25 protein-coding genes are annotated in these 24,865 nt (G+C 40.1%); 20 read left to right on the top strand and 5 right to left on the bottom strand.

Features of this window, described 5'->3' with window-relative positions; translation table 11 throughout:
* Nucleotides 1-211: 211 nt before the first annotated feature.
* Nucleotides 212-832 (bottom strand): TetR/AcrR family transcriptional regulator, encoded by a 621-nt coding sequence (locus tag L8T27_RS17900; RefSeq protein WP_233315866.1) that lies wholly within the window; start codon nucleotides 830-832, stop codon nucleotides 212-214.
* Between the two features lie 170 nt (nucleotides 833-1,002).
* Here L8T27_RS17900 and L8T27_RS17895 point away from each other — a divergent pair, with 170 nt between their 5' ends.
* The 10 genes from L8T27_RS17895 (at nucleotide 1,003) to L8T27_RS17850 (ending at nucleotide 9,952) form a co-directional block, all read left to right on the top strand.
* Nucleotides 1,003-2,184 (top strand): YhgE/Pip domain-containing protein, encoded by a 1,182-nt coding sequence (locus L8T27_RS17895; protein ID WP_237942037.1) that lies wholly within the window; start codon nucleotides 1,003-1,005, stop codon nucleotides 2,182-2,184.
* A 156-nt stretch (nucleotides 2,185-2,340) separates the two neighbouring features.
* Nucleotides 2,341-2,805 carry a hypothetical protein gene (locus tag L8T27_RS17890; RefSeq protein WP_237942036.1) on the top strand — a complete coding sequence of 155 codons (465 nt, stop codon included), beginning with the start codon at nucleotides 2,341-2,343 and terminating at the stop codon, nucleotides 2,803-2,805.
* Between the two features lie 349 nt (nucleotides 2,806-3,154).
* Nucleotides 3,155-3,988, top strand: coding sequence for a transketolase (locus L8T27_RS17885; RefSeq protein ID WP_233315863.1), 834 nt, complete (start codon nucleotides 3,155-3,157; stop codon nucleotides 3,986-3,988).
* Nucleotides 3,988-4,932 (top strand): transketolase family protein, encoded by a 945-nt coding sequence (locus L8T27_RS17880; protein ID WP_233315862.1) that lies wholly within the window; start codon nucleotides 3,988-3,990, stop codon nucleotides 4,930-4,932. Before L8T27_RS17885 ends, L8T27_RS17880 begins: the two co-directional genes overlap by 1 nt.
* 23 nt (nucleotides 4,933-4,955) lie before the next feature.
* The gene (locus tag L8T27_RS17875) at nucleotides 4,956-5,714 is read left to right on the top strand and encodes an SDR family NAD(P)-dependent oxidoreductase (RefSeq protein ID WP_237942035.1); all 759 of its coding nucleotides are present in this window, start codon (nucleotides 4,956-4,958) and stop codon (nucleotides 5,712-5,714) included.
* 193 nt (nucleotides 5,715-5,907) lie between these two features.
* Nucleotides 5,908-6,570: a FadR/GntR family transcriptional regulator gene (locus L8T27_RS17870; protein ID WP_233316148.1), complete on the top strand. Its 663-nt coding sequence runs from the start codon at nucleotides 5,908-5,910 to the stop codon at nucleotides 6,568-6,570.
* Nucleotides 6,571-6,809: 239 nt separating this feature from the next.
* Nucleotides 6,810-8,159, top strand: a complete 1,350-nt coding sequence (locus L8T27_RS17865; RefSeq protein ID WP_233315860.1) for a gluconate:H+ symporter — start codon at nucleotides 6,810-6,812, stop codon at nucleotides 8,157-8,159.
* Nucleotides 8,160-8,181: 22 nt separating this feature from the next.
* Nucleotides 8,182-8,631 (top strand): ribose 5-phosphate isomerase B, encoded by a 450-nt coding sequence (rpiB, locus tag L8T27_RS17860; protein WP_233315859.1) that lies wholly within the window; start codon nucleotides 8,182-8,184, stop codon nucleotides 8,629-8,631.
* A gap of 21 nt (nucleotides 8,632-8,652) precedes the next feature.
* Entirely contained in the window at nucleotides 8,653-9,579 is a 927-nt protein-coding gene (locus L8T27_RS17855) for an ATP-dependent 6-phosphofructokinase (protein ID WP_237942034.1), read from the top strand.
* A 106-nt stretch (nucleotides 9,580-9,685) separates the two neighbouring features.
* Nucleotides 9,686-9,952: a hypothetical protein gene (locus L8T27_RS17850; protein ID WP_237942033.1), complete on the top strand. Its 267-nt coding sequence runs from the start codon at nucleotides 9,686-9,688 to the stop codon at nucleotides 9,950-9,952.
* Nucleotides 9,953-9,988: 36 nt separating this feature from the next.
* On the opposite strand, the gene L8T27_RS17845 is transcribed toward L8T27_RS17850, so the two are convergent.
* The 3 genes from L8T27_RS17845 to L8T27_RS17835 form a co-directional block, all read right to left on the bottom strand.
* On the bottom strand, nucleotides 9,989-10,150 hold the full coding sequence (locus L8T27_RS17845; RefSeq protein WP_233315856.1) for a hypothetical protein: 162 nt from the start codon (nucleotides 10,148-10,150) through the stop codon (nucleotides 9,989-9,991).
* Between the two features lie 82 nt (nucleotides 10,151-10,232).
* A complete protein-coding gene (locus tag L8T27_RS17840; RefSeq protein ID WP_237942032.1) occupies nucleotides 10,233-10,466 on the bottom strand; it encodes a hypothetical protein in 234 nt (77 codons plus the stop codon).
* Between the two features lie 66 nt (nucleotides 10,467-10,532).
* Nucleotides 10,533-10,802 carry a DUF3949 domain-containing protein gene (locus L8T27_RS17835; protein WP_233315854.1) on the bottom strand — a complete coding sequence of 90 codons (270 nt, stop codon included), beginning with the start codon at nucleotides 10,800-10,802 and terminating at the stop codon, nucleotides 10,533-10,535.
* A gap of 181 nt (nucleotides 10,803-10,983) precedes the next feature.
* Between L8T27_RS17835 and L8T27_RS17830 the strand changes: the two genes are divergently transcribed.
* The 5 genes from L8T27_RS17830 to L8T27_RS17810 all read left to right on the top strand — a co-directional run bounded on the left by L8T27_RS17830 (nucleotide 10,984) and on the right by L8T27_RS17810 (nucleotide 17,235).
* Nucleotides 10,984-13,014: a Na+/H+ antiporter gene (locus tag L8T27_RS17830; RefSeq protein WP_233315853.1), complete on the top strand. Its 2,031-nt coding sequence runs from the start codon at nucleotides 10,984-10,986 to the stop codon at nucleotides 13,012-13,014.
* A 107-nt stretch (nucleotides 13,015-13,121) separates the two neighbouring features.
* Nucleotides 13,122-15,044 (top strand): BglG family transcription antiterminator, encoded by a 1,923-nt coding sequence (locus L8T27_RS17825; RefSeq protein WP_248574458.1) that lies wholly within the window; start codon nucleotides 13,122-13,124, stop codon nucleotides 15,042-15,044.
* Between the two features lie 136 nt (nucleotides 15,045-15,180).
* Nucleotides 15,181-15,495: a PTS sugar transporter subunit IIB gene (locus L8T27_RS17820; RefSeq protein WP_285109765.1), complete on the top strand. Its 315-nt coding sequence runs from the start codon at nucleotides 15,181-15,183 to the stop codon at nucleotides 15,493-15,495.
* A 36-nt stretch (nucleotides 15,496-15,531) separates the two neighbouring features.
* On the top strand, nucleotides 15,532-16,851 hold the full coding sequence (locus L8T27_RS17815) for a PTS sugar transporter subunit IIC (protein WP_237942030.1): 1,320 nt from the start codon (nucleotides 15,532-15,534) through the stop codon (nucleotides 16,849-16,851).
* 42 nt (nucleotides 16,852-16,893) lie between these two features.
* Entirely contained in the window at nucleotides 16,894-17,235 is a 342-nt protein-coding gene (locus tag L8T27_RS17810) for a PTS sugar transporter subunit IIA (protein WP_237942029.1), read from the top strand.
* Between the two features lie 11 nt (nucleotides 17,236-17,246).
* On the opposite strand, the gene L8T27_RS17805 is transcribed toward L8T27_RS17810, so the two are convergent.
* Complete coding sequence (locus L8T27_RS17805) at nucleotides 17,247-18,677, bottom strand: aminotransferase-like domain-containing protein (protein ID WP_237942028.1); 1,431 nt, start codon at nucleotides 18,675-18,677, stop codon at nucleotides 17,247-17,249.
* Between the two features lie 123 nt (nucleotides 18,678-18,800).
* Here L8T27_RS17805 and L8T27_RS17800 point away from each other — a divergent pair, with 123 nt between their 5' ends.
* The 5 genes from L8T27_RS17800 (at nucleotide 18,801) to L8T27_RS17780 (ending at nucleotide 24,841) form a co-directional block, all read left to right on the top strand.
* Nucleotides 18,801-19,403 (top strand): LysE/ArgO family amino acid transporter, encoded by a 603-nt coding sequence (locus tag L8T27_RS17800; protein ID WP_237942027.1) that lies wholly within the window; start codon nucleotides 18,801-18,803, stop codon nucleotides 19,401-19,403.
* Nucleotides 19,404-19,475: 72 nt separating this feature from the next.
* Entirely contained in the window at nucleotides 19,476-20,018 is a 543-nt protein-coding gene (locus tag L8T27_RS17795; RefSeq protein ID WP_233315847.1) for a YdhK family protein, read from the top strand.
* Nucleotides 20,019-20,699: 681 nt separating this feature from the next.
* A complete protein-coding gene (locus L8T27_RS17790) occupies nucleotides 20,700-22,097 on the top strand; it encodes an NCS1 family transporter (protein WP_233315846.1) in 1,398 nt (465 codons plus the stop codon).
* 29 nt (nucleotides 22,098-22,126) lie between these two features.
* The gene (gene allB, locus L8T27_RS17785) at nucleotides 22,127-23,515 is read left to right on the top strand and encodes an allantoinase AllB (protein ID WP_237942353.1); all 1,389 of its coding nucleotides are present in this window, start codon (nucleotides 22,127-22,129) and stop codon (nucleotides 23,513-23,515) included.
* Between the two features lie 66 nt (nucleotides 23,516-23,581).
* Complete coding sequence (locus tag L8T27_RS17780; RefSeq protein ID WP_237942026.1) at nucleotides 23,582-24,841, top strand: hypothetical protein; 1,260 nt, start codon at nucleotides 23,582-23,584, stop codon at nucleotides 24,839-24,841.
* The last annotated feature ends 24 nt before the right edge of the window (nucleotides 24,842-24,865 follow it).

The raw sequence follows: 24,865 nt of genomic DNA, 5'->3' as shown, positions 1-24,865 counted from the left end.
CGTCACCATCATTCATAGAAATATACAAATTTCATGAGTCAGCTGAAGTTCCTGAATATCCTACTGAAAACCCATTAATGGTGTCGTAGTAAGTCCTTAATAAAAATCCCAGCTAGTTTTGTGAATGAGCTGGGATTTTACGTTTTTTTGTGTGTAAATGAAAAATTTAAGAATGTTGGGCTAAGTCGATGCATTTCTTCGCTTCTAATAGTTAGTTATTTTTTAACCCAGCTGCATAAAGAGGACCGTTGACTGTAATGGTTGTCAGGATACGAGCCATTTCTTGGGGAGATTCCTTCCTGCCACTATGCAACCACTGTTGCACTACTCCAATCAATGCCGTTCCCATGTAGGATGCCAAGTATTGCCCTGGAACAAGGAAATTTTCTTCTTTTACAAGAGAGCTTGGATTGTTTCCATAAAGTGAATTCCAGATAAATTCTCTCAGTCTTGTCTGAAATGATAAATCACCTTTTGGACCTAATAAAGCTTTCATAATAGCACTATTACTGTTTAAATATTCAAATAATGCAACGGTAAGAGGAAATGGTGGCACAACTGGAGCATCCGCCTCAAGTGAAGCAATAACACTGGGGAAGTTTTGCTTTGCAATACTGGACATTTCTTCCATGATTTCTTCTTCACATTTTGCCATTAAGTCAAATTTATCTTGATAATGGGCATAAAATGTTCCTCTGTTAATTTTTGCTTTAGTTGTTATATCTTTAACTGTAATGGCTTCAAAACCTTTTTCGGTTATTAACTCTATCAATGCGTCTAGAATAGATTCCTTCGTTCGAGTGACTCTTAAATCAGTTTTACCTTCAGACATCTCAGGTTCCTCCTTTGTTGTTATCCAACACAATTTATAAAGGTGTTCTTTATCCAACATATACTATTTATTTGCTTATTGCAGGAAGTACATTTCATCCATATAATTTAGAAGATAATAAACAACACGTTGTTCGTTTATTATACTTATCTTTTTGGAGGAGTTCAAATATGTTTAAAAACAAACTATTACTGTTATCACCATTCATTACATTGGTCATAATATTTATATTTTTATTAACATTAATTCCATCGGTCCAACCAGTACCTAAAAATCTGCCGATAGCAATTGTGAATGAGGATGCTGGAGTGAAGATACCAGATCAATCAGAAATGAATGTGGGCAAAACAATAGTGGAAATGATTAAAGAAAATTCACAGACAACTTCAGACCAAGAAGACCCTGCAGTCAAATGGATTGAAGTAAGTAGTCTTAAGGAAGTTCAAAAAGGATTAGATAACCAGGAATATTATGCAGCCATGGTTATTCCGAAAGATTTTAGTGCTAACCAGGCTTCTTTACAAACAGCAGCACCTGCTTCACCATCTGAACTTCAAATCTTTATTAATCAAGGTATGAATACAATGGCATCAACATTGGCAGGGCAAATTTTGAACGGTGTAGTGGACAATATAAACAGCAATGTTCGTACACAACTACTAAATGGACTAGAAAAACAAGGAACAGCAATAAGCATACAACAAGCTGAAGCCCTGGCAACACCTATCACTTCAAAAGTTACTAATGTTAATGAAACTGGTACTAAAAGTGCTAATGGCAATGCACCTGTTTCTTTATTCCAGCCTCTTTGGATGGCAAGCTTAGCGAGTGCTGCCATTATTTTTATTTCACTTAAAAAGGCAACCATAACTAGTCGAAAAGAAAGTTTAGTGGTGAGATCAGTGCAGGTTTTTATTGGAGCAATTATCACACTGGTCGTAGGATTTGGATTAACTTGGCTGGCAGATGGAATGGTAGGACTTCATATTCCTGATTTTTTGAGTACAGCTTTATTTTTATCGATAACATCCTTTAGCTATTTTCTAATGATTTCAGCTGTCCTTTCCATTATGGGACTAAGAGGTATGCCTATTTTTATCTTAATGCTATTCTTTGGTGCACCATTACTGGCAATGGCTCCAGAAATGATGTCACCATTCTATCAAAACTGGGTCTATTCTTGGTTACCGATGCGATTTATGGTAGAAGGCTTACGAGAACTACTATTCTTTGATAAAGGTTTAACTTGGGATTCTGTTTCTACCCTTGTTTGGATTGGAGTTGTAGGCTTTGTCGTCATCTTAGCTTCTGCGTTAAAATTCAAAGCAACAAATAAGCAAACACAAAATTAAAAATTAGAAAAAATCCCAGCTTATCAGAAGTAGGGTTATGGTGAAATGAAATCTCAAACAACAGGTCAAATGAAAGAGGTATTTTCATTCTAGACAATCAACCGTTTTGAACTGCGATGCATATAATTTATCTATGTCGGTTTTTAGGTGAGTGTAATGAAGCTGGAGGACAAAACCTTAGATTGTCGTTTATTAAGGGAAATACAACGGGATATTGATATTGTGATTGCTTCGTTGCTTTTAACTGGGCAAATAACCGTTAGCCGAATTTACTTTGGTCCAGGTTACTTTGGTTTTACAGTCGGCGGGCCAATTACAGGTGGATCTAGGCTAGAAGCGAAAAAGGGCAATCAGTTTGCTGATATTTCATTAGATGTTATTGATATTATCTTAGCCATTCTGTTGATAAAGGACGAAATTAATCTTGTTGGTCTGTTTATCTCATCAGATGCGAGATTTTCTTTAAGTATCAGCGGACCCATTTTTGGAAGGGAAAAGGTAGTTCCGGTTCTTCCATACTTAAAAAAGAATCAAAGGGAATTCAGAAATATTGTCAATACCAGCTTTCGTCTCGATACACAGCTAGTGGATAAACTTAAAAAAGCTAGTGAGGTGTTCTAAATGAGTTTAACAGATTTGCCTGTCATTAAAGGAACGAGCAGTACAGGGAAGTTTCTAATCGCATTATCTCTCGTGATTTTTATTTTCTTTTTTACTCAAGATAAGGAAATGGATAAATAAATACTTTCAAACGCTAAACAGCAAAGCTGCTTAGCGTTTTTTGTTGTCGTTAAATAGCGAAAATTCTAATAAATAATAGAAAAATAACAAATCCGCCCAAATAAATCGTTTACATTTCTGTTGACAAATGTTGAAAACGTTTTATAATGGTAAACAAAGGTAACTTAGTATACAAGTAGACAAGTAAATAAGTATACAGGTTAAAATTCAATTCCTTGGGGTGATTAATATGAATGCAACAATTATTGAAGAGTTAAAGCAAAATGCAGTTGATCTTAGAAAAACGGCACTGACGATGATTCATAAGGCACAATCAGGGCATCCTGGAGGTTCATTTTCGGCGGCTGATATTATTGCGGCACTGTATTTTAAGGAAATGAACATCGATCCAAACAATCCTAATTGGGAAGATAGAGACCGTTTCGTTTTATCAAAAGGGCATGTTTGTCCAATTCAATACTCGGCTTTAGCGCTAAGAGGGTTTGTTGAGTATGACACCATTTATACACTTCGCCAAATGGGGTCTCCATTCCAAGGTCATCCGGATATGAAGAAGTGTCCAGGAATAGATATTTCTACAGGCTCTTTAGGTCAAGGTCTTTCATGTGCAGTCGGAATGGCGTTGGCAGGAAAAAGAGACGAAAAAGAATATAGAGTGTTTGCAATGGTTGGTGATGGCGAATGTCAGGAAGGACAGATTTGGGAAGCTGCACAAAGCGCCGTTAAATATGAATTAGATAACTTAGTAGTTTTTGTGGATGATAATGGACTGCAAATTGATGGTCCAACAGAAGAAATTATGCCGAACCAAGATCTTGAGCTGAAGTTTAAGTCCTTTGGTTTTGAAACAACAAGAATAGACGGCCACTCAATGGAGGAAATTGTTGCAGCACTAGACAGCGCAAGAAACTCTAAGAATAACAAACCGAAATGTATTGTTTGTAACACTGTAAAGGGAAAAGGTGTTTCCTTTATGGAACATTCGGTAACTTGGCACGGAATTGCTCCTAATGATGAAGAATACCAAAAAGCATTGGCAGAATTAGAGGGAGGGCTAAAATAATGAGTGAAAACAAAGTGTTACAAAAGAAAGCAACAAGAGAAGCCTTTGGTGATGAAATTGTCCGTCTTGGCGGATTAAATAAAGATATTTACGTTGTAGATATTGATATCGGTAAGTCTTGTAAAACAACAGAATTTGCCAATAAGTTCCCGAAACAGCATGTTAATGTCGGGATTGCTGAACAAAATGGCGCTGGATTAGCAGCAGGTCTAGCGACTACAGGCAAAATTCCTTTTGTAAGCACTTACGCGGTCTTCGGCTCGATGAGAATGGCAGAACAAATTAGACAGGAAATTTGTTACCCGAACTTGAATGTGAAAATTGCTTGTTCACATGGCGGTCTGACGCCAGCAAACGACGGTGCGAGCCATCAAGCGATTGAAGATATGGGTGTTTTGCGAACAATCCCTAACATGACAGTTGTGATGGGTGCTGATTATCATTCCACAAGAAAATTGGTGGCGCAAGCTGCTGAGAAATATGGTCCTGTCTATCTTCGTTTTACACGAGATACGATGCCATTCATTTACGATGAGAATGAAGAGTTTATTATCGGCAAAGCGAAGCGATTAAAGGAAGGCCATGATATCGCCATTATTGCAAATGGAGATACTGTCTATCTTGCCTTGGAAGCGGCGAAGCAATTAGAAAGTAAAGGTATCTCTGTGAAACTGCTGGATATGCATACGATTAAGCCATTAGACAGAGACGCAGTTGTAGAGTGTGTGAATATCGGCAAAATCATCACTGTAGAGGATCACAATATTATCAATGGATTAGGCAGCGCTGTATGTGAGGTCGTTGCAGAAGAAGGAAGAGGGAAAGTGCGCAGAATCGGTGTTCAAGACCAGTTTGGGCAATCTGCTCCATATGAAAAATTATTAGAGCTGAACGGCATAACAATAGAAAATATCGTAAACACAGCGCAAGAATTGCTTCAATAATACTATTAAAGGGAGAGAATACTATGTTTAAATTAGATAATAGAGTTGCGATTGTAACAGGAAGCGGTTCGAAAAAGGGAATTGGACGCACGATTGCTTTAACACTTGCGAAACAAGGTGCCATTGTCGTAGTTGCTGATTTAAATGAAGAAGGAATCGAAGACACAGTTAATGCCATTAAAACACAAGGTGGAGAGGCATTTGGTGTGCTGTTGAATGTTACCAGCCAAGAATCCAATGATGCGATGGTTCAAAAAGTCTTAGATAAGTATGGCCGCATAGATATCTTAATTAACAATGCTGGAATCTCTCAAAAAGTAACAGTTGAAGACATGACAATTGAGGATATTACAAAAGTATTTAACGTAAATATGTTTGGATTATTCTTATGTACACAAGCAGTCCTAGACACAATGAAAAAACAAAATTTCGGCAGAATCATCAGTCTGTCTTCCGTGTCAGCAAAACGAGGCGGCGGTGTGTTCGGGGGAGCTCATTACTCTGCATCAAAAGCAGCTGTTCTAGGATTTTCGAAAAACTTAGCTCGTGAAGTGGCACAGCACGGAATCACAGTCAACTGTGTTGCTCCTGGTCTTGTAAACACAGATATTTGGAAGTCACTTCCGGAAGAACAGGCAGCTAAAGTAATTGATGGAATTCCAATGGGCAGACCTGGTGAAACAGAGGAAGTGGCTGCAGCCATTGCGTTTTTAGCAACGGAAGAGGCATCCTATATCACTGGGGAAGAAATAGATATTAACGGCGGATCACATATGGACTAATTAACCACTTTCTAAAAATAAATCATAGCCTTAGATAAAAGAAGCTTCGGCTATGATTTATTTTACTTTTATTGCGCTTACATATTTTTATTTTATATAATAACCTTATAGTATAATAGGTTATCTAATAATATTAACGCAGAGAGAAGTGGTTATTATTAATTTTAATCCAGTTTCCAGCAAAAAATTGTATATGCAAATATATCAGCAAATCTTATCAGAGATTGAGTCAGGAACTTTTAAAGTAGGAGATAAGCTGCCTGCAGAAAGAGAATTATGTGAGCAGTTTGGTGTCAGCCGTGCTCCAGTTCGTCAGGCACTGAGTGCATTGGAGTTAAATGGATTCATTTATTCCCGCCAAGGCGAAGGCGTTTATGTAAAAAGCAATCAAAACCAAGCTAACAATTCCCACGATCCTATCTCATTTGATTCTGTTTCTCCAGAAGAAATAGTAGAGGTTAGAATGAATATCGAGCCTTTAATCATTAAGTTTGCCGCACAGCGTGCTACAGATGAGGAAATTGCTGTGCTCAGGGAAACAATAAACAAGATGGAAGAGGAAACAAAGTCAGGTGTTTACGTTCCGGAAACAGACGAAGCACTTCACTATAATATTGCAAAAGCCTCTCATAATGAATTGTTCATCAATATTATGGCAGCAATCATTAATGCGATGAAGAAACAGGAAATGTGGCAGTTCATACGTGATCGTACTGTAACAAGACCAGATTATTTGGAAGTAAATTTAAATGAACATAAACAAATCATCGAGGCTATAGAAAAACGAGATGAAAAAAAAGCGACAGACATTATGACTAACCATATGCAAAACTTATATGACCGTTATTGGAAATGATGAGCTGCTTTTATTACATAATTTGTTGAGATAGCCTAAACAGGATTGCTTAGGAATGGCTTTAGGCGCTCTCAACATATTATTTAATAGTAACTGCTTTATTTTTTTAGTGTACTTAGCATACAAGAAGATAAGTATACAAATGTTAAGTAAAAAAGAAAGCGTATTCAAATATAATGCTAGACTGATAGATTCATTGTAGTGAAGTTCGAACCAATAAAAAGGCTGAGGTGAATAATATGCCATTACTTTACGTATCTGTTGGGGTAATAATATTAATCTTTTTAATTATGAAGCTGAAATTAAATACCTTCTTCTCACTGATTATTGTCTCTTTTATCGTTGCCCTGCTTTTAGGGATACCTTTAGAAGAGATTGGACTAATTGTTGAAAATGGATTAGGCAGTACATTAGGACATATAGCGTTAATCTTTGGACTTGGTGCTATGCTAGGTAAATTAATCGCTGATGCTGGCGGAGCAAACCGGATTGCGATGACGCTTATCAATAAGTTCGGAAAAAATAAAATTCATTGGGCGGTTGTTATTGCTTCCTTTATCGTCGGTATCGCCTTGTTTTATGAAGTAGCCTTTGTGTTAATCGTACCGATTATATTCACAATCGCAAAAGAAGTGAAAATCTCGATTGTTAAATTGATTTTGCATATGAGTGCGGCTTTGCTGATCACACACAGTTTTTTGCCGCCGCATCCAGGTATTACGACAGTTGCGAACGGACTTGGCGCAGATGTTGGGACTGTTCTTTTATACGGGCTGATTATTTCGATTCCTTGTGTGATTATCGCAGGAGTCATCTATCCGAATATTGCTAAAAGAATCGTGCCAAGTGCCTTTGAAAAGGTTACCCCAGACGGAGTTTTTAAGGAAGAGAAATCTTTTAAATTAGAAGAAACACCAGGCTTTGGCATCAGTGTATTTACAGCGATGCTGCCAGTAATTCTGCTGGCAATTGCTGCTGTTATTAAAATTATTGAAGAAGCACTGAATTATCATGACGGCCTTATTTTTAAGGTGCTGCAATTTCTTGGTGAGCCTTCCACTGCAATGATTATTTCGCTGTTAGTTGCGATTTATACAATGGGCATAAAAAGAAACATTGCTATGGTGGATTTAATGAAATCCTGTACGAAATCTATTAATTCGATTGGGATGATGCTGCTAATTATCGGCGGAGGCGGTGCCTTTAAACAAGTCATCATTGAAGGCGGTGTTGGCGAATATATCGCAGAACTATTCGAAGGCTCTGCATTATCACCAGTTTTATTTGCGTGGATTGTGGCTGCGATATTAAGAATAGCTCTTGGGTCTGGAACGGTTGCGGCCATCTCCACAGTTGGTTTAGTCACACCAATGCTTGCAATGCACCCAGAAGTTAATTTAGCGCTCGTAACTTTGGCAATAGGCTGCGGCAGCACGATTTGTTCTCACGTTAATGATGCTGCGTTTTGGATCGTGAAGGAATATTCGGGCATGACGCTGAAAGAAACATTTGGAACATATACCGTTCTTTCCACAATTTCTTCTGTTATTGGCTTGGTTTGCACGCTGATTTTAGACTTATTTGTATAAACTATAATTAGGAGGTTTTACGATGAAAATAGCAATTGGATGTGACCATGGCGGCGATGATTTAAGACCTGTTATCGCGGAATATTTACAAGAATTAGGGCATGATGTAATAGAGTATTCACCTAAGTCAGGAGAAAGCACAGACTACCCTCAATATGGCAAAATGGTTGCAGAGGATGTTGTGGCAAATAAAGTAGATGCAGGTATTTTAATTTGTGGAACGGGTGTGGGCATATCGATTGCTGCCAATAAGGTCAAAGGCATCCGAGCAGTAGTCTGCAGTGAACCGGCAACAGCAAGGCTATCAAAACAGCATAATAATACGAATATTTTAGCGTTTGGCGGAAGAATAGTCGGCAGTGTTTTAGCAAAAGAAATTGTAAAGGCTTGGTTAGATGCAGAATTCGAGGGAGGCAGACATGCAAGAAGAATTGGCATGATTGCTGATATCGAAGAAGAATTCCTATGCTAAGAAGTATTGGAGGAAGTTACTATGAAGAAGCTCGCAGTCATTACGAGCGGCGGTGATTCACCAGGCATGAATGCTGCCCTGTTTGGAGTCGTAAAGGAAGCAGCACGCCATGAAATACAAGTTTTTGGCTGTGTAAATGGCTATATTGGCATCATAAAGGAAGAGTTTATACTGTTAACTGAATCAGAGCTGTTTAAAGTCATTGATATTGGCGGAACCATTCTCGGTACGCAACGCTTTCCCGAGTTTGCAGACAAAGACATCCAAACAAAAGCAGTAGATATCTTAAGGAAGCATGAAATAGACGGGCTTGTTGTAATTGGCGGAGACGGCAGTTATCAAGGCGCTAAAGCCTTGTCCCAATTGGGCTTCCCTGTTGCTGCCATACCTGGAACGATAGATAATGATATTGCCCTTACGGATATCACACTTGGCTTTCACACTGCTGTAGAAAATGCCGTTGATGCCATTGATAAAATAAAAACATCAGCAGCAAGCCATAAGCATATTTTTGGTATAGAAGTAATGGGCCGTGAAGCCTCTGATATCGCCATCTGGGCCGGCCTGGCAACAGCTGCTGACGGCATCATCGGCACAAGCGAAGACTGGAACTTAGAAAAAGTGCTAGAAGGAATGAGAAGTTCTGCTGGAAAAAGCCAAATTTATATTTTGGCGGAGGGTGCGATTAGTGCAGAAAAGTTTAAAGCAGAAATCGAAAGTCATTCCGAATTTAAAATCCATCCACTAGTGCTTGGTCATATTCAACGAGGCGGAAAACCTTCTGTTACCGATCGTATCATGGGCATTAAATTCGGTGAAAAAAGTGTGGAAACATTGCTTGCAGGCAAAAGCGGCATATGCCTTGCTGTTCACGCTAATGCTATAGTTGAATTGGAATTAGGGAAGGTGCTTTCTAGTACAAATAAAGAGCCGTTTTTGCCTTATTAAATTTGTAAAGATTTTTTAGAAAGCTGCTGATGGCAGCTTTTTTTGCTATTATCATTGTATATTATCATTAACAGAAAATGAAAAACGAAATATACGAGGTACATAAATGTACGAATTTGAACAGGAATCCAGAAAAAAAGCGAAAGGTTCTAACACTTATATAGTCTTATTTGTTATATCTTTTTTTGTAAATCTTCTTTTTTTCCTAATAGAAGGAAATATCATTCGCAGCTTATTCAGTTTTGGATTTTTCCTGCTAGTACTTGTGTTTGGACTGCGAAAGAAATTATGGGCGCTGATTATTATTAAATATACAGTTTGGCTTCATTTAGTCGCTCTTGTTCTGTTAGCTGTCGGTGCTATCTTTAAATAAAAGGAAGGAAGATACAAATCAGTCTTCCTTCCTTTTCTATGTAGCATCCTTCTTCATTAATGCCGCAATATTTAAGACAATAAACAATAAGACAATGATTACACCTGCCGCATTCATTGTATGATGGCCAATTACTTTATAAGTAATGGCGGCAAGAAATAAAAATAAAGAAATAACATTTAACCACTTAGTATTCATCCAACGCTCCTTTTTACAAAAATATCCATATATTTATTTTACCATAAAAATACATATATGTGTGTTGGATACTAAATATTACTTAATTGGTGGTTTCTCGCTTTTTAAATAGGTTTGGCAGTAAAATTCCGAGCCCGATAAGCAAGGCAATCACACTAAGAGTAAGCAAGGGTCCGCCATGTTCTTCAAGTAAATCGTGAAAATTTGCTGCTGAAGTGTTTTGAGTGGTACATAAGATGGCTATAAACATATAACGGGTAGAAAATAATAGCACAGAAGACAGGATACATGCAGCACTGATGATCGTTGTTTTCATAGAGCCTCCATTTAGTGTAATAGGGTAAAAAATCAAAGCAGCCTTGTGGAGGCTGCTAAAGGTTCCTTATATGCTTGTCTTTGGATGTTTTATTTTATAAACGATGGATGCCATAATATTGGCAAGGAAGAATAGAGCATTTCCTTGATTATGGCTGTGCAGCACTAATTCACCTGCATTCATCTCGTCGTACATTTCTCCCTGTGTTTTGCCTTTTGCTTTGTACTTACGTTCTTCTTCCTTTAATGCTACGAGAAAGCGGTATTGAACTGGCAGCATTACAATGGAAAGCAGCACATAAATACCAATCACGGTGAAGAAAATAGTGGAGTACATTTCAGTTACCTCCTTTACAGTAAAATGGGAATTTTCCGTTACTTGTAAATATTATAACATTAAATGTAATTTATTTCCTCTTAAATACTGGTTTTCATTTCACATTCGTTAACGTACTAACATAAAAGTTCCTTACAAGACAAAAACTATGCCAAATTTCATTTTTTCAAGGGAGAATGCCATGGATTTACTGATTACGATTATTTTACTGTTATTATCCTTACTGATATCTAATATTATCAGTCACTACATACCTTCCATTCCAACGGCGCTCACTCAAATTGCGTTTGGAATGCTGTTAGCTTTCTTTTTTGAGGATATCTCCTTTGAAATAGAAACAGAATGGTTTCTGCTGCTGTTTGTAGCACCGCTTCTTTATAATGACGGACGGTATTTTCCTAGAGAGGAGCTGTGGAATATGAGGGCGCCGATTTTCGGAAATGCGATTATCCTTGTTATCCTGACAGCAATCGGCGGCGGTTATTTCATTCATTGGATGATACCGGTCATACCTCTCGCTGCAGCATTTGCACTTGCAGCCATCCTGTCACCGACAGATCCTGTCGCTGTTAATGGAATTGCCAAACGCATTCACATTCCAGCTGGCGTGCTTCATCTTGTCAGAGGAGAATCGCTGATTAATGATGCCTCTGGCTTAGTTGCCTTTAACTATGCTGTTGCGGCAGTTGTGACAGGTTATTTCTCCTTGCATGAGGCAACTCTTGATTTTGTATATAAATTTATATTAGGAGCTTTGCTTGGAGCGGCGTTGGCGTTGCTAATCACATGGGTGCGATTTATTTTACGCAAACAAGGAATCAATGATGTTACTTTTCATTCCTTGCTGCATATCATTACTCCGTTCATCATTTTCATCGTGACAGAGGATTTGCTTCACGCATCTGGCGTAATCGCTGTCGTTGTTGGCGGGATCGTTCATTCATTAGTAAGGGAAAGGCGCGAATCTGCAAGCCCTGAAGAACAGGTGCTGACAGAGAATATTTGGTCGCTTATTCTGTTTACATTAAATGGAGTTGTGTTCTTACTGTTAGGCTTGAACATTCCATCCTCGATGAGAGAGACCGTTTCAGATCCAAGTATCGGCAATTGGCTCGTTATCGGCTATTGTCTCGCCATCGGCCTTGTTATATTAGGCATTCGTTTTGTTTGGGCATATGTGTTTGCTCATTTTGAATATCGTTATTTGAACAAGGGTGCTAAAAAACCAGATATAAAAAATGCCTTGTTCGTCTGTTTAACAGGTGTGCGCGGTGCTGTGACAATGGCAGGGATATTATCGATTCCCTACTTTTTAGACAGCGGAGATCCTTTCCCAGCAAGGTCCTTGCTCTTGTTTTTAGCAGCAGGAGTTATTCTGTTTACATTAATTGTAGCAACCGTGTTTCTTCCAGTCTTAAGTAAAGGAGAAGATATGGAGGATGCAGAAGGAGAAAAGGATTTGTCTCCATTTAAGCAGAGACTGCTAGAGAAAGCTGTCGACCAGATCAGGTCTGTAGTCAATGAGGAAAATAAGACAGCCGCTTACGAGCTAATCGGAGAATACCGGCGCCGAATTCGTGAACTGGCAAGAGACCAAGGCAAGAAGATTTCGGCAACAGATGTGGAATTGGATGTGAAAACGGAAATCCGCATCAAGGCAGTCAAAGCAGAAAGAAGATATATCCAGTCACTAATGGATAAGAACAAAATCGATGAAGAGCTTTTCTGTACATTTGAGAGGTCGCTTGAATACAGGGAAGAGGCATTAGCTGGCAGTTTGCAGTCTGGTACCCTTTATCTTGTCGGAAGAATGCTGAGAAAGTGGAAAAAGGTAAGAAAGTTTTATCGTAAAGATAAGGAATTGGCGATTGCCAAGCTGGAGAAAGGCAAGGATGTTCAGCTGCAGGCCATGCAGGCAGCAATCGATTTCCTAAAGGACTATGCAGAGGAAATGGAAGAGCTCAAACAGCAGATTCATGCAGTTATCCTTGATTACAAGCTCATGATGGAAAGACTGCGAACATCATCGCGAAATTATGACGAAATACAGGAAGAACAGAAGGAAGAGCTTCGTATAAAGGTGCTTGATGTAGAAAGAGCAGAAATTCAAAGTATGTATGAAAGTGGAGAGATTAACAGGGACCAGGTAAAGGAGCTTAGACGATTTATTAATTACGTCGAAAGTGCCGCTTTACATGAGCATGCAGAATAAAGACTAACGGCAGCCTATTTTTTACAGGCTGCTGTTTATTTTTCGGAAACAAGAAAGCGGTTTCTGTTATAATGAGAGGAAATACTGCAGGCGAAGGGAGGATTGGCATGCTGTCTGGGAGACAAAGGGGAATCTTGCTGCTGCTGAGCAGACATAAGGAACCGGTTACGGCTGAATGGATAGCGAAAGAGCTGAGTGTGAGCGACAGAACGATTCGCAAGGAATTGAAGAATATGCAGGGTGACTGCAAGCAACTTGGAGTGAGCATCAGCCCTATTAAGGGAAAAGGCTACTGTCTACATATATTAGACCATGAAGTGTTCCAGCAGGAAATCAATCCGATTCTGACGGAAGCCGATTCAGGAGGCTATGATTTTTCTGACCAAAAGACAAGGGTGCATTTTCTCTTGAAACATCTTTTGCTGCAGGAGGGTTATGTAAAGCTGGAGCAGTTTGAGAGAGAAATGTATGTTTCGAAATCAACTATTCAAAAGGATCTTCGGCATGTTCGGGAAATGCTTGGTAAATATAAGCTGTCACTGCTAGTCAAGCCTCACTATGGTGTAAATGTCGCGGGGAGTGAATACAGAAAGCGATTATGCTTCGCCAACTACAGGCTGATGGAAGACTCTTCTAAAAACAATAGCAGGTTATCAGAGAAAGCCTTTGCTGACCAAATAAAAAGAATCATTATTAATAAAGTAAATGTTCATAAAATTGAAATTTCTGATGTTTCCTTAGGTAATCTGACAAATCATATTGTGATTGCTTGCAAACGGATGGAACAAGGCTTTGCGATGGGAGAGCTGGAGCATACAATCGGGGAGGCGCATCCCTTCGAGAAAAAAGTAGCGTTAGAAATTATTGGAGAGGTAGAAGCGCTAGCAGGCTTCTCGTTTCCTAGTGCGGAGCTTGAATATATAATTATCCACTTGATGGGCACGAAGCTTCTGCATGAAAATGCGCTGACAGAGTATCGCGAATTTGATGAGACACGAGAAATTGTCAGCTGTATGGTAACAAGGCTGAAAGAGGAGCTCAATTGGGATTTCACATCAGACCGGGAGTTTTTACACGCTTTGGCGCTCCATATTAGGCCTGCCATTAACCGGCTGCGCTTTGAAATGAATATTCGCAATCCGCTCGTTAATGATATTAAAGTGAAATACCCAAGTGCCTTTGAAGGAGCCATCATTGCCAGCAAATGTTTGGAAGACTGGCTGTCCGTTAAAGTGGAAGAAGATGAAATCGGCTATATTGCCCTTCATATCGGTGTTGCACTTGAGCGTATGAAAAGAAAAGCCAGGAAGCAAAAGCGTGTTATTCTTGTATGTGCTTCAGGTGTGGGAAGTGCAAAGCTGCTGTCCTACAGGCTGCAGGAGCAGTTTAGCAGAGAGCTGGAAATTGTGGAATGCATTAATTACTATAAGCTGGCAGACTATGATCTTTCTGCAATTGACCTTGTTATCAGCACGATTCCGATAGCGGAAAGGTTAGCAGCACCTGTGCAAGTTGTCAGCAACTTTCTTGAAGCAGACGATATAAAAGGAATAAAAAAGCGCCTTACCTCAACAAAGAAGGCTACTAAAGACAGTTATCTTGCTGAAGACCATGTGTTTATCGGTAAACAGCTGGAAACGAAGGAAGCTGTTATCGAATTTTTGAGCAATATCCTTTATGAACAAGGTCTTGTTTCCAAACAGTATGGAAGGCTTGTGCTCGAGCGGGAAGGAATTGCCTCCACTAGCTTTGGCAATTTGGTTGCAATCCCTCATCCGACCATGCCGGAAACAAAAGATACATTCTGGACTGTTTGCACATTAGCAAAGCCGATAAGCTGGAATGAAAATCAGATGGTTCAGGTTGTCTGCTTGTTAAATATAAGCAAGGACGCAAAGGGAGATTTAGAGGAAATGTATGAGCAGCTCATTTCCATCATTGAAGATAAAAGGGTGATACAGCAAGTAATCAAGGCAAAGTCCAAAACGGAAGTCATCGAGTTATTTCAAACAGAAACAGTAAGAAGCTAATTGTTTGTGCAATTAGCTTCTTTTTATTTCATGTAGAGATTTCCGCTTCTAAGCGGAAAATGCAAATATGATAAATTAAGCGCTTTCATTATACAATGAGGAAGTAGAGAAATTCCTTATAAGGGGGACAAAAAAAGTGAAGACAGTCATGCTCGTGTGTGCTGCGGGAATGAGCACGAGTTTGCTTGTGACGAAGATGCGCCGGGCAGCTCACGCAAAAGGCTTGGATATCACCATCTTTGCCGTATCTGCAACAGAGATAGATGATGTCCTTGAGACCAGAAAGGTTGATGCCTTGCTGCTCGGCCCGCAAGTGAAGTTCAGAAGGGAAGAAATAGAAGCAAGGTTGCAAGGAGAGAATATTCTGCTTGATGAAATCAACATCCAGCATTATGGCATGATGGATGGAGAAAAAGTACTGCAGCAAGCACTGAGTCTTGTAGGAAGCTAGTATTTTCATAAAACTTAGAAGAAACGAGGGGAGAACATGCAGAAATTTATAGAGAACCTGGAAAGCAAGATGGGTCCACTTGCAATGAAGCTTGATGGAAACAGGTATATTACGGCAATTAAAGACGGATTTTTTGGTGTTATGTCCCTATTGATTATCGGTTCGATCTTTTTGCTGCTTGGCAATATTCCAATCGGGGGCTATGCCGAATTCATGAGTTCCCTGTTAGGGGAAGATTGGGCATCCTACTTTACTGTTCCTTATGATGTGACAATGAATGTGATGACAGTGTATGTCATCATTGCAATGGCAAGAAGTCTTTCGCGCACATATAAGCTCGATGGCATTGCCTGTATCAGCATTGTTGTCGTAGCATTCCTCATTCTAACACCGATGTTAGAGCTGAAAGACGGCGGATTAGGTATCCCTGTAACTAATCTTGGCGCAAGCGGCTTATTCCTAGGGATGATTGTTGCGATTGCAGCTGTTGAAATCGTCCGTTATATCGATAAAAAAGGCTGGAAAATCAAGATGCCTGATTCTGTTCCTGAAAATGTGGCCAGATCCTTTTCAGCACTTATTCCAGCATTGTTTGTTATTATCGTCTTCAATCTTGTCCGCATCATCTTTTCATTAACACCATTTGGGACAGTTCAAGCCTTCATTTATCATTATCTTCAAGTTCCACTCCTGTATTTAGGAGACACATTGCCGGCGACTTTAATTGTTACCGTCTTTGAAGGAGTTCTATGGAGCTTTGGTATTCACGGTTCCAATGTTGTCAGCGGTATTATGAAGCCAATCTGGCTTGCTTTAACAGCAGACAATGCAGCTGCGTTCAGTGCAGGTGAAGCCATTCCGCATATTATCAACTTCCAGTTTTACGCGAACTTCATGAAGGTCGGCGGCTTTGGAGGCACACTTGGACTTGCTATTATTTTGTTATTGTTCGCTAAATCAAAGCAGTATAAAACATTAGGCAAGCTGGCGATTGGACCTGGGATTTTCGGTATTAACGAACCGCTTATTTTCGGGATTCCGATTGTTTTAAACCCAATTATGATGATTCCGTTTATTTTAAATCCGCTGATTTTGGCAACAGTTGCATACTTTGCAATGGCATCTGGAATCGTGCCGCTGACAAATGGCACGAATATCCCTTGGACGACACCGCCGATTATTGCCGGCTTTCTCGTCAGCGGCTGGAAAGGCGCATTACTTAACGTCGTGCAAATCGGTATTTCTATCCTTCTGTACTATCCATTCTTCAAATCTGTCGACAGAATAGCATTGCAGAATGAGAAGGAGCAAGAAAAAACAGAAATCTCCAATGATGGCGGAGTTAACTTCAACTAATGAAATGCCAAATAAAAGGCAGGAAAAGGACGTGATATAGAAATGGCAGAGGATGCAATGGAGCTGACAGGCTTTACAATTATCAGCAATGTGGGAATGGCAAAAAGCCTCGTCATGGAAGCTCTCTATGCAGCGAAAAAAGGAGAATATGAGCTGGCAGAACAGAAACTGAAAGAATCTCAAAACTTTTTCCTCATCAGCCACAAGACACATAGCGCATTGATTCAAAGGGAAGCAAACGGCGAAAGCCTGCCGTTTTCCCTTCTCTTCATGCACGCAGAAGACCAGCTTATGAGCGCTGAGACAACTTATGAGCTGGTCAAAGAAATGATTGATATGTATAAACGATTAGAAGTAATAGAAAAAGGCAGTGTCAACAGCTGACACTGCCTTTTTTATGCGCGAAAACTCCTAATTATTGTCGCGAGCGTAATCAGGCCCTCCTCGAGCTCCTCAAAGGAAGCGTACGAATAAGACAGGCGGATATGGCTGTTGAAGTTGCCGTAAAGTGTGCCTGGATTAATGAGAATACCGTGCTGAAGGGCTTTTTTAAACAGCAGCTGCAGCGGGATTTCCTTTATTAGTGACAGCCATATATAAAAGCCGCCTGCCGGCTTTTCCCAAACAGCAAGATCTGCGAAATAGGTGGACAGAAGCTTCTGTACAAAATCCCGTCTAACCTTCAGTTCATGCCGCATTTTCTCTATATGCATGTCATATTGGCCATTTGTTAAAAGCTTTGCGACAGCAAACTGGGAGAGTGTACTCGAGCCGTAATCTGTTTGCATCTTAATGTCTGCGAGCCTTTCAATGACAGGCTCTGGGGCTGCGATAAATCCGATGCGAAGTCCTGGCCCTAACACCTTCGACATGCTGCCTACATACAAAACATTGCCATGTTTATCAAGTGCCTTTAAGGGAGGTGGCGGTGGTGAGTCAAACCATAAATCACCGTAAACATCATCTTCCAAAATAGGCATTCGTTCTTTAGCACATGCCTCCAGCAGCTCCATCCGTTTCGTTTCTGCCATGCAGTAACCTGTTGGGTTATGAAAGGTAGGCGTCGTATACAGCAGTGCCGTATTATGCTGCCGTTTTGCCCGGCTAATCGCCGAGAAGGACAGCTCACCGTTAAGTGGAACCATCCGTATTCCTGCCGATGGAAACACCATAATGGAATTTAAATAAGACGGTGATTCTGTCAAAATGGCAGAATTTTGGTCGAGCAGGCCGACTGAAATCAGCTGCAATGCCTGAATGGCTCCAGAAACAATCATTATGGAATTTGGTGTCGTGCCAATCCCCTTTTTTTGCAAATAGTCACTTACAGCCTTTCTTAAGAGAAAGCTGCCTTTTCCTTCTGGATAGCTTAATGACAAAGCAGCTGTTTCTGCGAAGGCCTGCTGAATCATCGCAGTCGGCAGAAGGCTTGGAGACAGCTCACCTGTTCCAAGTCTAATGATATTAGGGGAGAATTCTGCTTTGTTTATCTCTTGAATCATTTGAATATTAGGCAGATGAGTTCCTGATTGAACATAAGTTTTCCAGTCGGCACGTGATCCTGCTGTAAGCGAACTCCATGTATTTTGACAAACGACTGTGCCTCGTCCGACTTGTGATTCAATCCAGCCATCTGCCTTCAGCTCCTCTAACGCATACACAACCGTGCTTCTGTTGACCTGGAAATTGTCAGCTAACTCTCGTTGGGGAGGCAGCTTGTAGCCAACAGGCCAGTTCCCTGAAATAATCTGTTTTTGAATAAATTCGTAAATTTGCTGATAGAGAGGAAGAGCACCCTGCTTGCTTGGCTTCCAGTGATTATCCATACTTGTTCTCCTGTTTTTGTCTCATTATATAAAATGGTTGGGGAGATTACCAACCAATTGGTTGGAGACAAGGACGAAGTGTTGCCGTAAACTGATGGATATTAACGATTTGGAGGGAATATCATGCTAGAAGCAGCTATTCATGGAATGTTATTAGCACTAGGGCTCATCCTGCCTTTAGGTGTGCAAAATATATTTATTTTTAACCAAGGAGCAGGCCACAGGAAGTTCCGCAGCAGTTTGCCTGCCATTTTGACAGCAAGCATTTGTGACACCTTGTTGATTTTGCTTGCAGTATTAGGAGTATCGTTGTTTTTATTTCAATTCATTTGGCTGAAAAACCTCCTCTTTATAGCAGGGGCATGCTTCCTTATCTATATGGGCTATGCAATATGGAAAAGCAAGCCGAAGACAGACGGCGGCCACACACTTACACCTGGTAAGCAAGTCGGCTTTGCCATGTCCGTTTCGCTGTTGAATCCACATGCAATTATGGATACAGTCGGAGTAATCGGCACAAGCTCGCTTATCTACAGCGGCACAGAAAAGCAGCTGTTTACTCTAGCCTGCATCGCCGTATCTTGGGTTTGGTTTTTCTGCTTGGCAATTGCCGGAAGAATGCTAGGCAAAGCAGATAAGTCAGGAAAGCTGCTTGTTCTGCTCAACAAAGCTTCCGCTCTCGTTATGTGGGCAATGGCAATTGTGATGGTCAAACAGCTTCTATAACAACCCTTCATGTTTAAAACCCCTCCTTTAGTGATAACAATAGGAATAATACATAAAGGAGGAATTTTACAGATGAAGTGGAGAATGCTAGGATTGCCAATACTAGCAGTTGCCATCATTATGGGCAGTTGTACTGCAAATAACGATAATGAAACAGACCATAATCATACAGATGAAGAACATACACATACAGGCACTGCTGAACTGCCAGAAGGATTAGAGCTTGCCGCTGAACCAAAATTCATTGACGGCAGCCAAGTGACCATCCTCGCTGATCATATGAAGGGCATGAAAGATGCTGAAGGAACGGTGCTAAGCTCCTATGATACGATTGCATATGAAGTATCCTATACTCCTGTTGGCGGAGGCGAAATGGTGCATAACCACAAATGGGTCGTGCAGGAGGAAATAAAAGACGCCGGCAACGAAAAGCTTGCCCCAGGAACAGAAGTAACCCTAGAAGCGGACCATATGGAAGGTATGAAAGGCGCAGAAGCAGTGATCGATGCAGCGGTAGAAACTACTGTTTACATGGTCGACTATACACCAGCAAACGGTGGAGAAAAAGTGACGAATCATAAGTGGCTGACAGAGGATGAACTCGAGGCTAGATAGTGAGGGAAGGAAGCTTGTTATAAGGACAGGCTTCTTTTTTTCTTAACTGTAAAAATATAGGTCAGCTAACAAATAAGCTCAGCTGTTGTTAAGCTTATCCATTTATTAGTCTATTAAACGAACATAACTAAGATAACATCCTTCTCACCAATCATTTTTATAATAAAAGAAATATTGAAATACTGCGGCAATAAGGGGTTATCGTATTTAGCATAGCTATTATAAGTAAGATTTATAGTAGTGCATTTATGCTTAAACTTAGTTCGCGTGAATTTTTTCATGATTTTTACCTCTTCTTATATGTAAAAAAGCTTACATTTGGTTCTGCCATAATAACACTAATAACTGAAAGAAGTAGAGGTGTATTCAGAATAGGGTAACTCCATTTTTTGTGTTGTTAACTAAATGCTTACTTCAAAAGCCGATCTTCCTCCAAAAATGTGCAAACAGTCTAGAAATCTTGTGTAAATTTTACATTTTCTCCAATGCTTTTCAAAAACAACTCTTATATTATTAACACATATTAAAATATGTTAGGTTTATTAACAACTATTGTCACTTTTTATAACGGATGGAAAGGAGCATTTGTCAGACTGTAAAAGGCTCTTTATAACTTAAATTTTCATAATAATCATAATATTCAAGTTGTTGAATCACTTATTTAAAAGGAGATGATGGAACATGTCTACAAACTTGGCAAGTCAACCAATTGCAGAAGCAACACTTCCAAATGGGGGAGATGTAGATGAATCATTAAGACCGAAATCGGTTGAAGAAAGAAGTGTCGGTAAGCTTTCGTACATGTTCATGTGGATTGGTGATGGCGTTAATTTAGGGAATATGACCTTAGGTGCAAGCTTGATTGTCGCTGGAGCAGCAACGCTGAATCTTATGCAAACATTCGTAGCTGCGATTATTGCGATTGGAATTATATCTATATTTTTTACATTGAATGACCGGCTCGGTTATAAAACGGGAGTTCCTTATGTTATGCAGCTGCGGATGTCTTTTGGGATCAAGGGTTCTGCCATTACAGCTTTATTGCGTGGAGTTCCTGCCATCATCTGGTTTGGCTTCCAAAGCTGGCTTGGCGGTACAGCTTTGAATGAGATTGCGAAAATAGTGACAGGCGGTGCTTTTGATAATACGGTTATCTGCTTTGTAGTGATACAGCTAGTGCAAATTGTTCTTTCTTTATATGGATTCCACGCAATTAAATGGGTCGAGATTTTAGCATCTGTTGTTATCATGCTGGGACTTGTTTATGTGTTTTATCTTCTTATGGCATCACACCGCGAAATTATTGCAGAAAGATGGGTTCATTCTGAAGGGACATGGGGGCTGCCATTCTTTGCATTCATCATGGTGTTCCTCGGCAACTATGCAGCCATTTTCCTAAGTGCAGCAGATTACTCTCGTGAGTTGAAATCAGGTGTCAGCAGCACAAAGCGCGGCTTCTTATACTTCTCACCAATCTTCATTGCTTATGGTTTTGTTCTTACAATCGGTGCGATGCTTGCATCAGCAACAGGTATCTCAAATCCGGTCAAAGCATTTGCAGTAGTGGTTGATAATCCTTATATAACGGCAGCTGTTTCGGCATTTATTGTGATTGGTGCTATTGCTGTAAATATGGTAGCGAACATCATTCCGCCAACATATGTGATTACCATGCTGACAAAAGCGAAATACAAAGTTGCTGTCATCATTACTGGCCTGCTTGCATTTGGTTCATTCCCATGGGTGCTTGTCCAAGATGATTCAGCAGCCGGCTTGAACACATTTGTGTTAATCTACTCCGCCTTTTTAGGTCCAATTGTTGCCATCTTGCTCGTAGAATATTATCTATTGCGAAGACAAACGGTGAATGTTGCTGATTTATATGACGAAACCGGCCCGTTTGCAGGCTTCAATCCTTGTGCAATTATTGCGATGCTGCTCGGTGCAGGTGCTGCATTTATTGAAGTAGATCTCGGCTGGATTGTTGGAGTTATTGTTGGCGGATTGTCGTACTTCCTGTTGATGAAATATACCTTTAAAGATTCGGTCTTCAAGAAAGGAACAATATTCGAGCGGTAATGGTATAAACATATGAGAAAAAAGGAGAGATAGTAATGTTTGATATGCTGATTCAGAACGGAAAGGTTGTTTTTCCTGATAAAGTACAGACAACAAATATCGGAGTTAAAGACGGCAGGATTGTGGCGATTGGTGCTGAGTTAGCAGGAGCAGACTCTGTTATTGATGCAGCTGGACAGTATGTTTTTCCAGGCATGATTGATGTGCATGTTCATTTCAGTGATCCTGGCCGTGATTATTGGGAAGGCTTTTGCACAGGCTCACAAATGATGGCAGCTGGCGGTGTGACAACCTTCTTTGATATGCCACTAAACGGCATTCCTTCTACTGTAAACAAAGAAGCTCTTTACTTGAAAAGTGACAGAGGAAAGGCAGAATCTTACACAGATTTCGCCTTATGGGGCGGACTTGTTCCTGGCAATGAAGAGGATTTAGCAGAGCTTGCAGAAGAGGGCGTGATTGGCTTTAAGGCATTCCTGTCTACAACAGGCAATAAGGAATTCGAAAATGTCGATGATATCACCTTGCTGAATGGAATGAAGATTATCGCCGGCTTAGGGAAGGTGCTTGCGCTTCACTCTGAAAGCGGTCCGATTACAGACTGGCTTGCTGCCCGTAAGATAGAGGCAGGACATGTAACAGCAGATGATTATTTAGAAACACGTCCGGTTGCTGCCGAAGCAGAAGCAGTACAGCGTGCTTTGTATTATGCAGAAGTAACTGGCTGTCCCTTGCATTTTGTTCATATCAGCTCACATGAGGCAATCACAAAGATTGAAGAGGCAAAGAAAAAAGGCATGGATGTTACCGTCGAAACATGCCCGCATTATTTGCTGTTTAACCATGAAGCACTGCGTGAGTACGGTCCTGTTGCTAAATGTGCTCCGCCTTTGCGCAAACAAGACGAACAGGAAAAGCTCATCAAACTCCTGATCGACCAGAAATTTGATATGATTTCCTCCGATCACTCCCCATGTACAAGTGATTTGAAGGACTCGGCTGTATATAATATTTTTCAAGCATGGGGCGGCATTAGCGGCGGCCAGTTTTCCTTCTTGTCGATGATGGAATTAGCGTTAAAATACGAGATTCCGTTTGAACAAATCGCCAATATCACAGCCTTAAATCCAGCCGAACGATTTGGACTGAAAGCAAAAGGTAAAATTGCTGAAGGCTATGACGCTGACTTTATCCTTGTGTCTACAGATGAACCATTTACTGTGAGTGAAGATAACTTCTTTGCGAAAAATAAAATCAGCTTATATATAGGCCATACTTTTCCTTGCAGAATAAACAGCACGATTAATCGAGGCAAACTTCTATTTCATGATGGAAGGATTCAGGCAGCTGGCCCTGAAGGAGAATGGATTAAACCAGTACAACAAATAGAAATCAAATCCTACACCAAAAGTGTTTAGGATTTTTTCTATGTTAGTTAATGGTATAATTTACCTTAAGAGATTATGTACGAGGAGGAAAACAGAGTGGATGCCAGAATACAAGCATTGGTAGATTATACGAAAGAGAAGCTTAGTTTAGGAAACTATTATCTTTACTCCTGTGACCTTGATAGAAAAGTAACAAATCAGAACAAAACAGTGTACTCATTGGAAATGGAATGGCTGCCTGAGCATATTAAAGCATATGATGAGGAGGACGAGGTTCTAGAAGGGACAGCTTCTGTCAGTATTTCAATAGATACAAAGCGGTTTAATAGTATTATATTTGTTGGTGGAAAATCGTATTTAGATAAGCCTGTTCTGCAGGTGAAGAATAAAAAAGAGATAATCCGTTGGATAGAGAGGGAATCGGGTTTAACGTATGAAGAAGATTTTATATCCTGGCAGGAAGATGAGGACAAGCTTTCTTTTATTAGGATAATCGATGGATTGGAGATTCGTCCGAAAGAGTGGATGGAAATTGAATTTGATGAAGCAGGACAACTTGTCTTTTATAGTGTATATGGAAGCTTTATAGATAAGCTGGTAATCAGAAACGAACCGTACACACTTAATCTCCATAAAGCAGAACATTTGGTTAAGAAGCAATTCCAGCAATGGGATTTTTCAGCAATGGAGCAACAGCGAATTGTGCCCGCATATGCGATTGAGGAAGTCTATATCCGTAATGACCTGACCGGAACGCTGCCCTTTGATTTGTCTGAAAATACCCAGAAAGTTAATTTTGTATTGGAATGGGCTGAACCGATATATAAACGATTTAAACGAAAGCCAGTTAAGCTTTTGGAGGAATTAACGCCAGAACAGGCTTTTGCATGTGAACCGCATCCGGAAACCTTCCCAATATCAGATAATGTTGTCCAAATATGCGTGAAAGAGGTGAAATGTTTCCTGCAGAAGATGCACCCAAATGATTCAGGCAAGTGGAGAATGACTGAAATTCACCGTCGCTATAATTATATTGGTGTGAAGCTAGTACAGAATCAACAGTCGCGGAATATTTTAAATAGAAAACTACTAATCATGCTGGATGGCAGCAGCTTTAAGGCATTTAATTATATGGACAATGAAATGATGCTAGATAGCTTTCCAGAGTATAAAAAGCCGAGGGAAATCAAAATTTCCCAAGAGGAAGCATATGAAGCAATAAAGGATTACCTCATTTTGAAGCCATACTATGTTTACGACAAAGAAAAAGAAGAATACGTCTTATGCGGATTCCTTGACTGCCACCATTATGTAGACGGAGAAACAGGCAAAGTCGGACTCTTAAATGACCTGTGAGAACATAAAAAAGGGCTGCTAGAT

This window comes from Niallia sp. Man26, from assembly GCF_022049065.2.
In the GTDB taxonomy this organism is placed as follows: domain Bacteria; phylum Bacillota; class Bacilli; order Bacillales; family Cytobacillaceae; genus Niallia.
The sequence above is the reverse complement of the archived record's forward strand: the minus strand, read 5'-3'. Positions and strand labels throughout refer to the sequence as shown.

What these genes read in the sequence shown, in the direction of transcription:
- L8T27_RS17900 (WP_233315866.1), bottom strand. Translation starts at nt 832, where the DNA reads ATGTCTGAAGGTAAAACTGATTTAAGAGTCACTCGAACGAAGGAATCT.
- L8T27_RS17895 (WP_237942037.1), top strand. Translation starts at nt 1,003, where the DNA reads ATGTTTAAAAACAAACTATTACTGTTATCACCATTCATTACATTGGTC.
- L8T27_RS17890 (WP_237942036.1), top strand. Translation starts at nt 2,341, where the DNA reads ATGAAGCTGGAGGACAAAACCTTAGATTGTCGTTTATTAAGGGAAATA.
- L8T27_RS17885 (WP_233315863.1), top strand. Translation starts at nt 3,155, where the DNA reads ATGAATGCAACAATTATTGAAGAGTTAAAGCAAAATGCAGTTGATCTT.
- L8T27_RS17880 (WP_233315862.1), top strand. Translation starts at nt 3,988, where the DNA reads ATGAGTGAAAACAAAGTGTTACAAAAGAAAGCAACAAGAGAAGCCTTT.
- L8T27_RS17875 (WP_237942035.1), top strand. Translation starts at nt 4,956, where the DNA reads ATGTTTAAATTAGATAATAGAGTTGCGATTGTAACAGGAAGCGGTTCG.
- L8T27_RS17870 (WP_233316148.1), top strand. Translation starts at nt 5,908, where the DNA reads ATGCAAATATATCAGCAAATCTTATCAGAGATTGAGTCAGGAACTTTT.
- L8T27_RS17865 (WP_233315860.1), top strand. Translation starts at nt 6,810, where the DNA reads ATGCCATTACTTTACGTATCTGTTGGGGTAATAATATTAATCTTTTTA.
- rpiB (WP_233315859.1), top strand. Translation starts at nt 8,182, where the DNA reads ATGAAAATAGCAATTGGATGTGACCATGGCGGCGATGATTTAAGACCT.
- L8T27_RS17855 (WP_237942034.1), top strand. Translation starts at nt 8,653, where the DNA reads ATGAAGAAGCTCGCAGTCATTACGAGCGGCGGTGATTCACCAGGCATG.
- L8T27_RS17850 (WP_237942033.1), top strand. Translation starts at nt 9,686, where the DNA reads ATGTACGAATTTGAACAGGAATCCAGAAAAAAAGCGAAAGGTTCTAAC.
- L8T27_RS17845 (WP_233315856.1), bottom strand. Translation starts at nt 10,150, where the DNA reads ATGAATACTAAGTGGTTAAATGTTATTTCTTTATTTTTATTTCTTGCC.
- L8T27_RS17840 (WP_237942032.1), bottom strand. Translation starts at nt 10,466, where the DNA reads ATGAAAACAACGATCATCAGTGCTGCATGTATCCTGTCTTCTGTGCTA.
- L8T27_RS17835 (WP_233315854.1), bottom strand. Translation starts at nt 10,802, where the DNA reads ATGTACTCCACTATTTTCTTCACCGTGATTGGTATTTATGTGCTGCTT.
- L8T27_RS17830 (WP_233315853.1), top strand. Translation starts at nt 10,984, where the DNA reads ATGGATTTACTGATTACGATTATTTTACTGTTATTATCCTTACTGATA.
- L8T27_RS17825 (WP_248574458.1), top strand. Translation starts at nt 13,122, where the DNA reads ATGCTGTCTGGGAGACAAAGGGGAATCTTGCTGCTGCTGAGCAGACAT.
- L8T27_RS17815 (WP_237942030.1), top strand. Translation starts at nt 15,532, where the DNA reads ATGCAGAAATTTATAGAGAACCTGGAAAGCAAGATGGGTCCACTTGCA.
- L8T27_RS17810 (WP_237942029.1), top strand. Translation starts at nt 16,894, where the DNA reads ATGGCAGAGGATGCAATGGAGCTGACAGGCTTTACAATTATCAGCAAT.
- L8T27_RS17805 (WP_237942028.1), bottom strand. Translation starts at nt 18,677, where the DNA reads ATGGATAATCACTGGAAGCCAAGCAAGCAGGGTGCTCTTCCTCTCTAT.
- L8T27_RS17800 (WP_237942027.1), top strand. Translation starts at nt 18,801, where the DNA reads ATGCTAGAAGCAGCTATTCATGGAATGTTATTAGCACTAGGGCTCATC.
- L8T27_RS17795 (WP_233315847.1), top strand. Translation starts at nt 19,476, where the DNA reads ATGAAGTGGAGAATGCTAGGATTGCCAATACTAGCAGTTGCCATCATT.
- L8T27_RS17790 (WP_233315846.1), top strand. Translation starts at nt 20,700, where the DNA reads ATGTCTACAAACTTGGCAAGTCAACCAATTGCAGAAGCAACACTTCCA.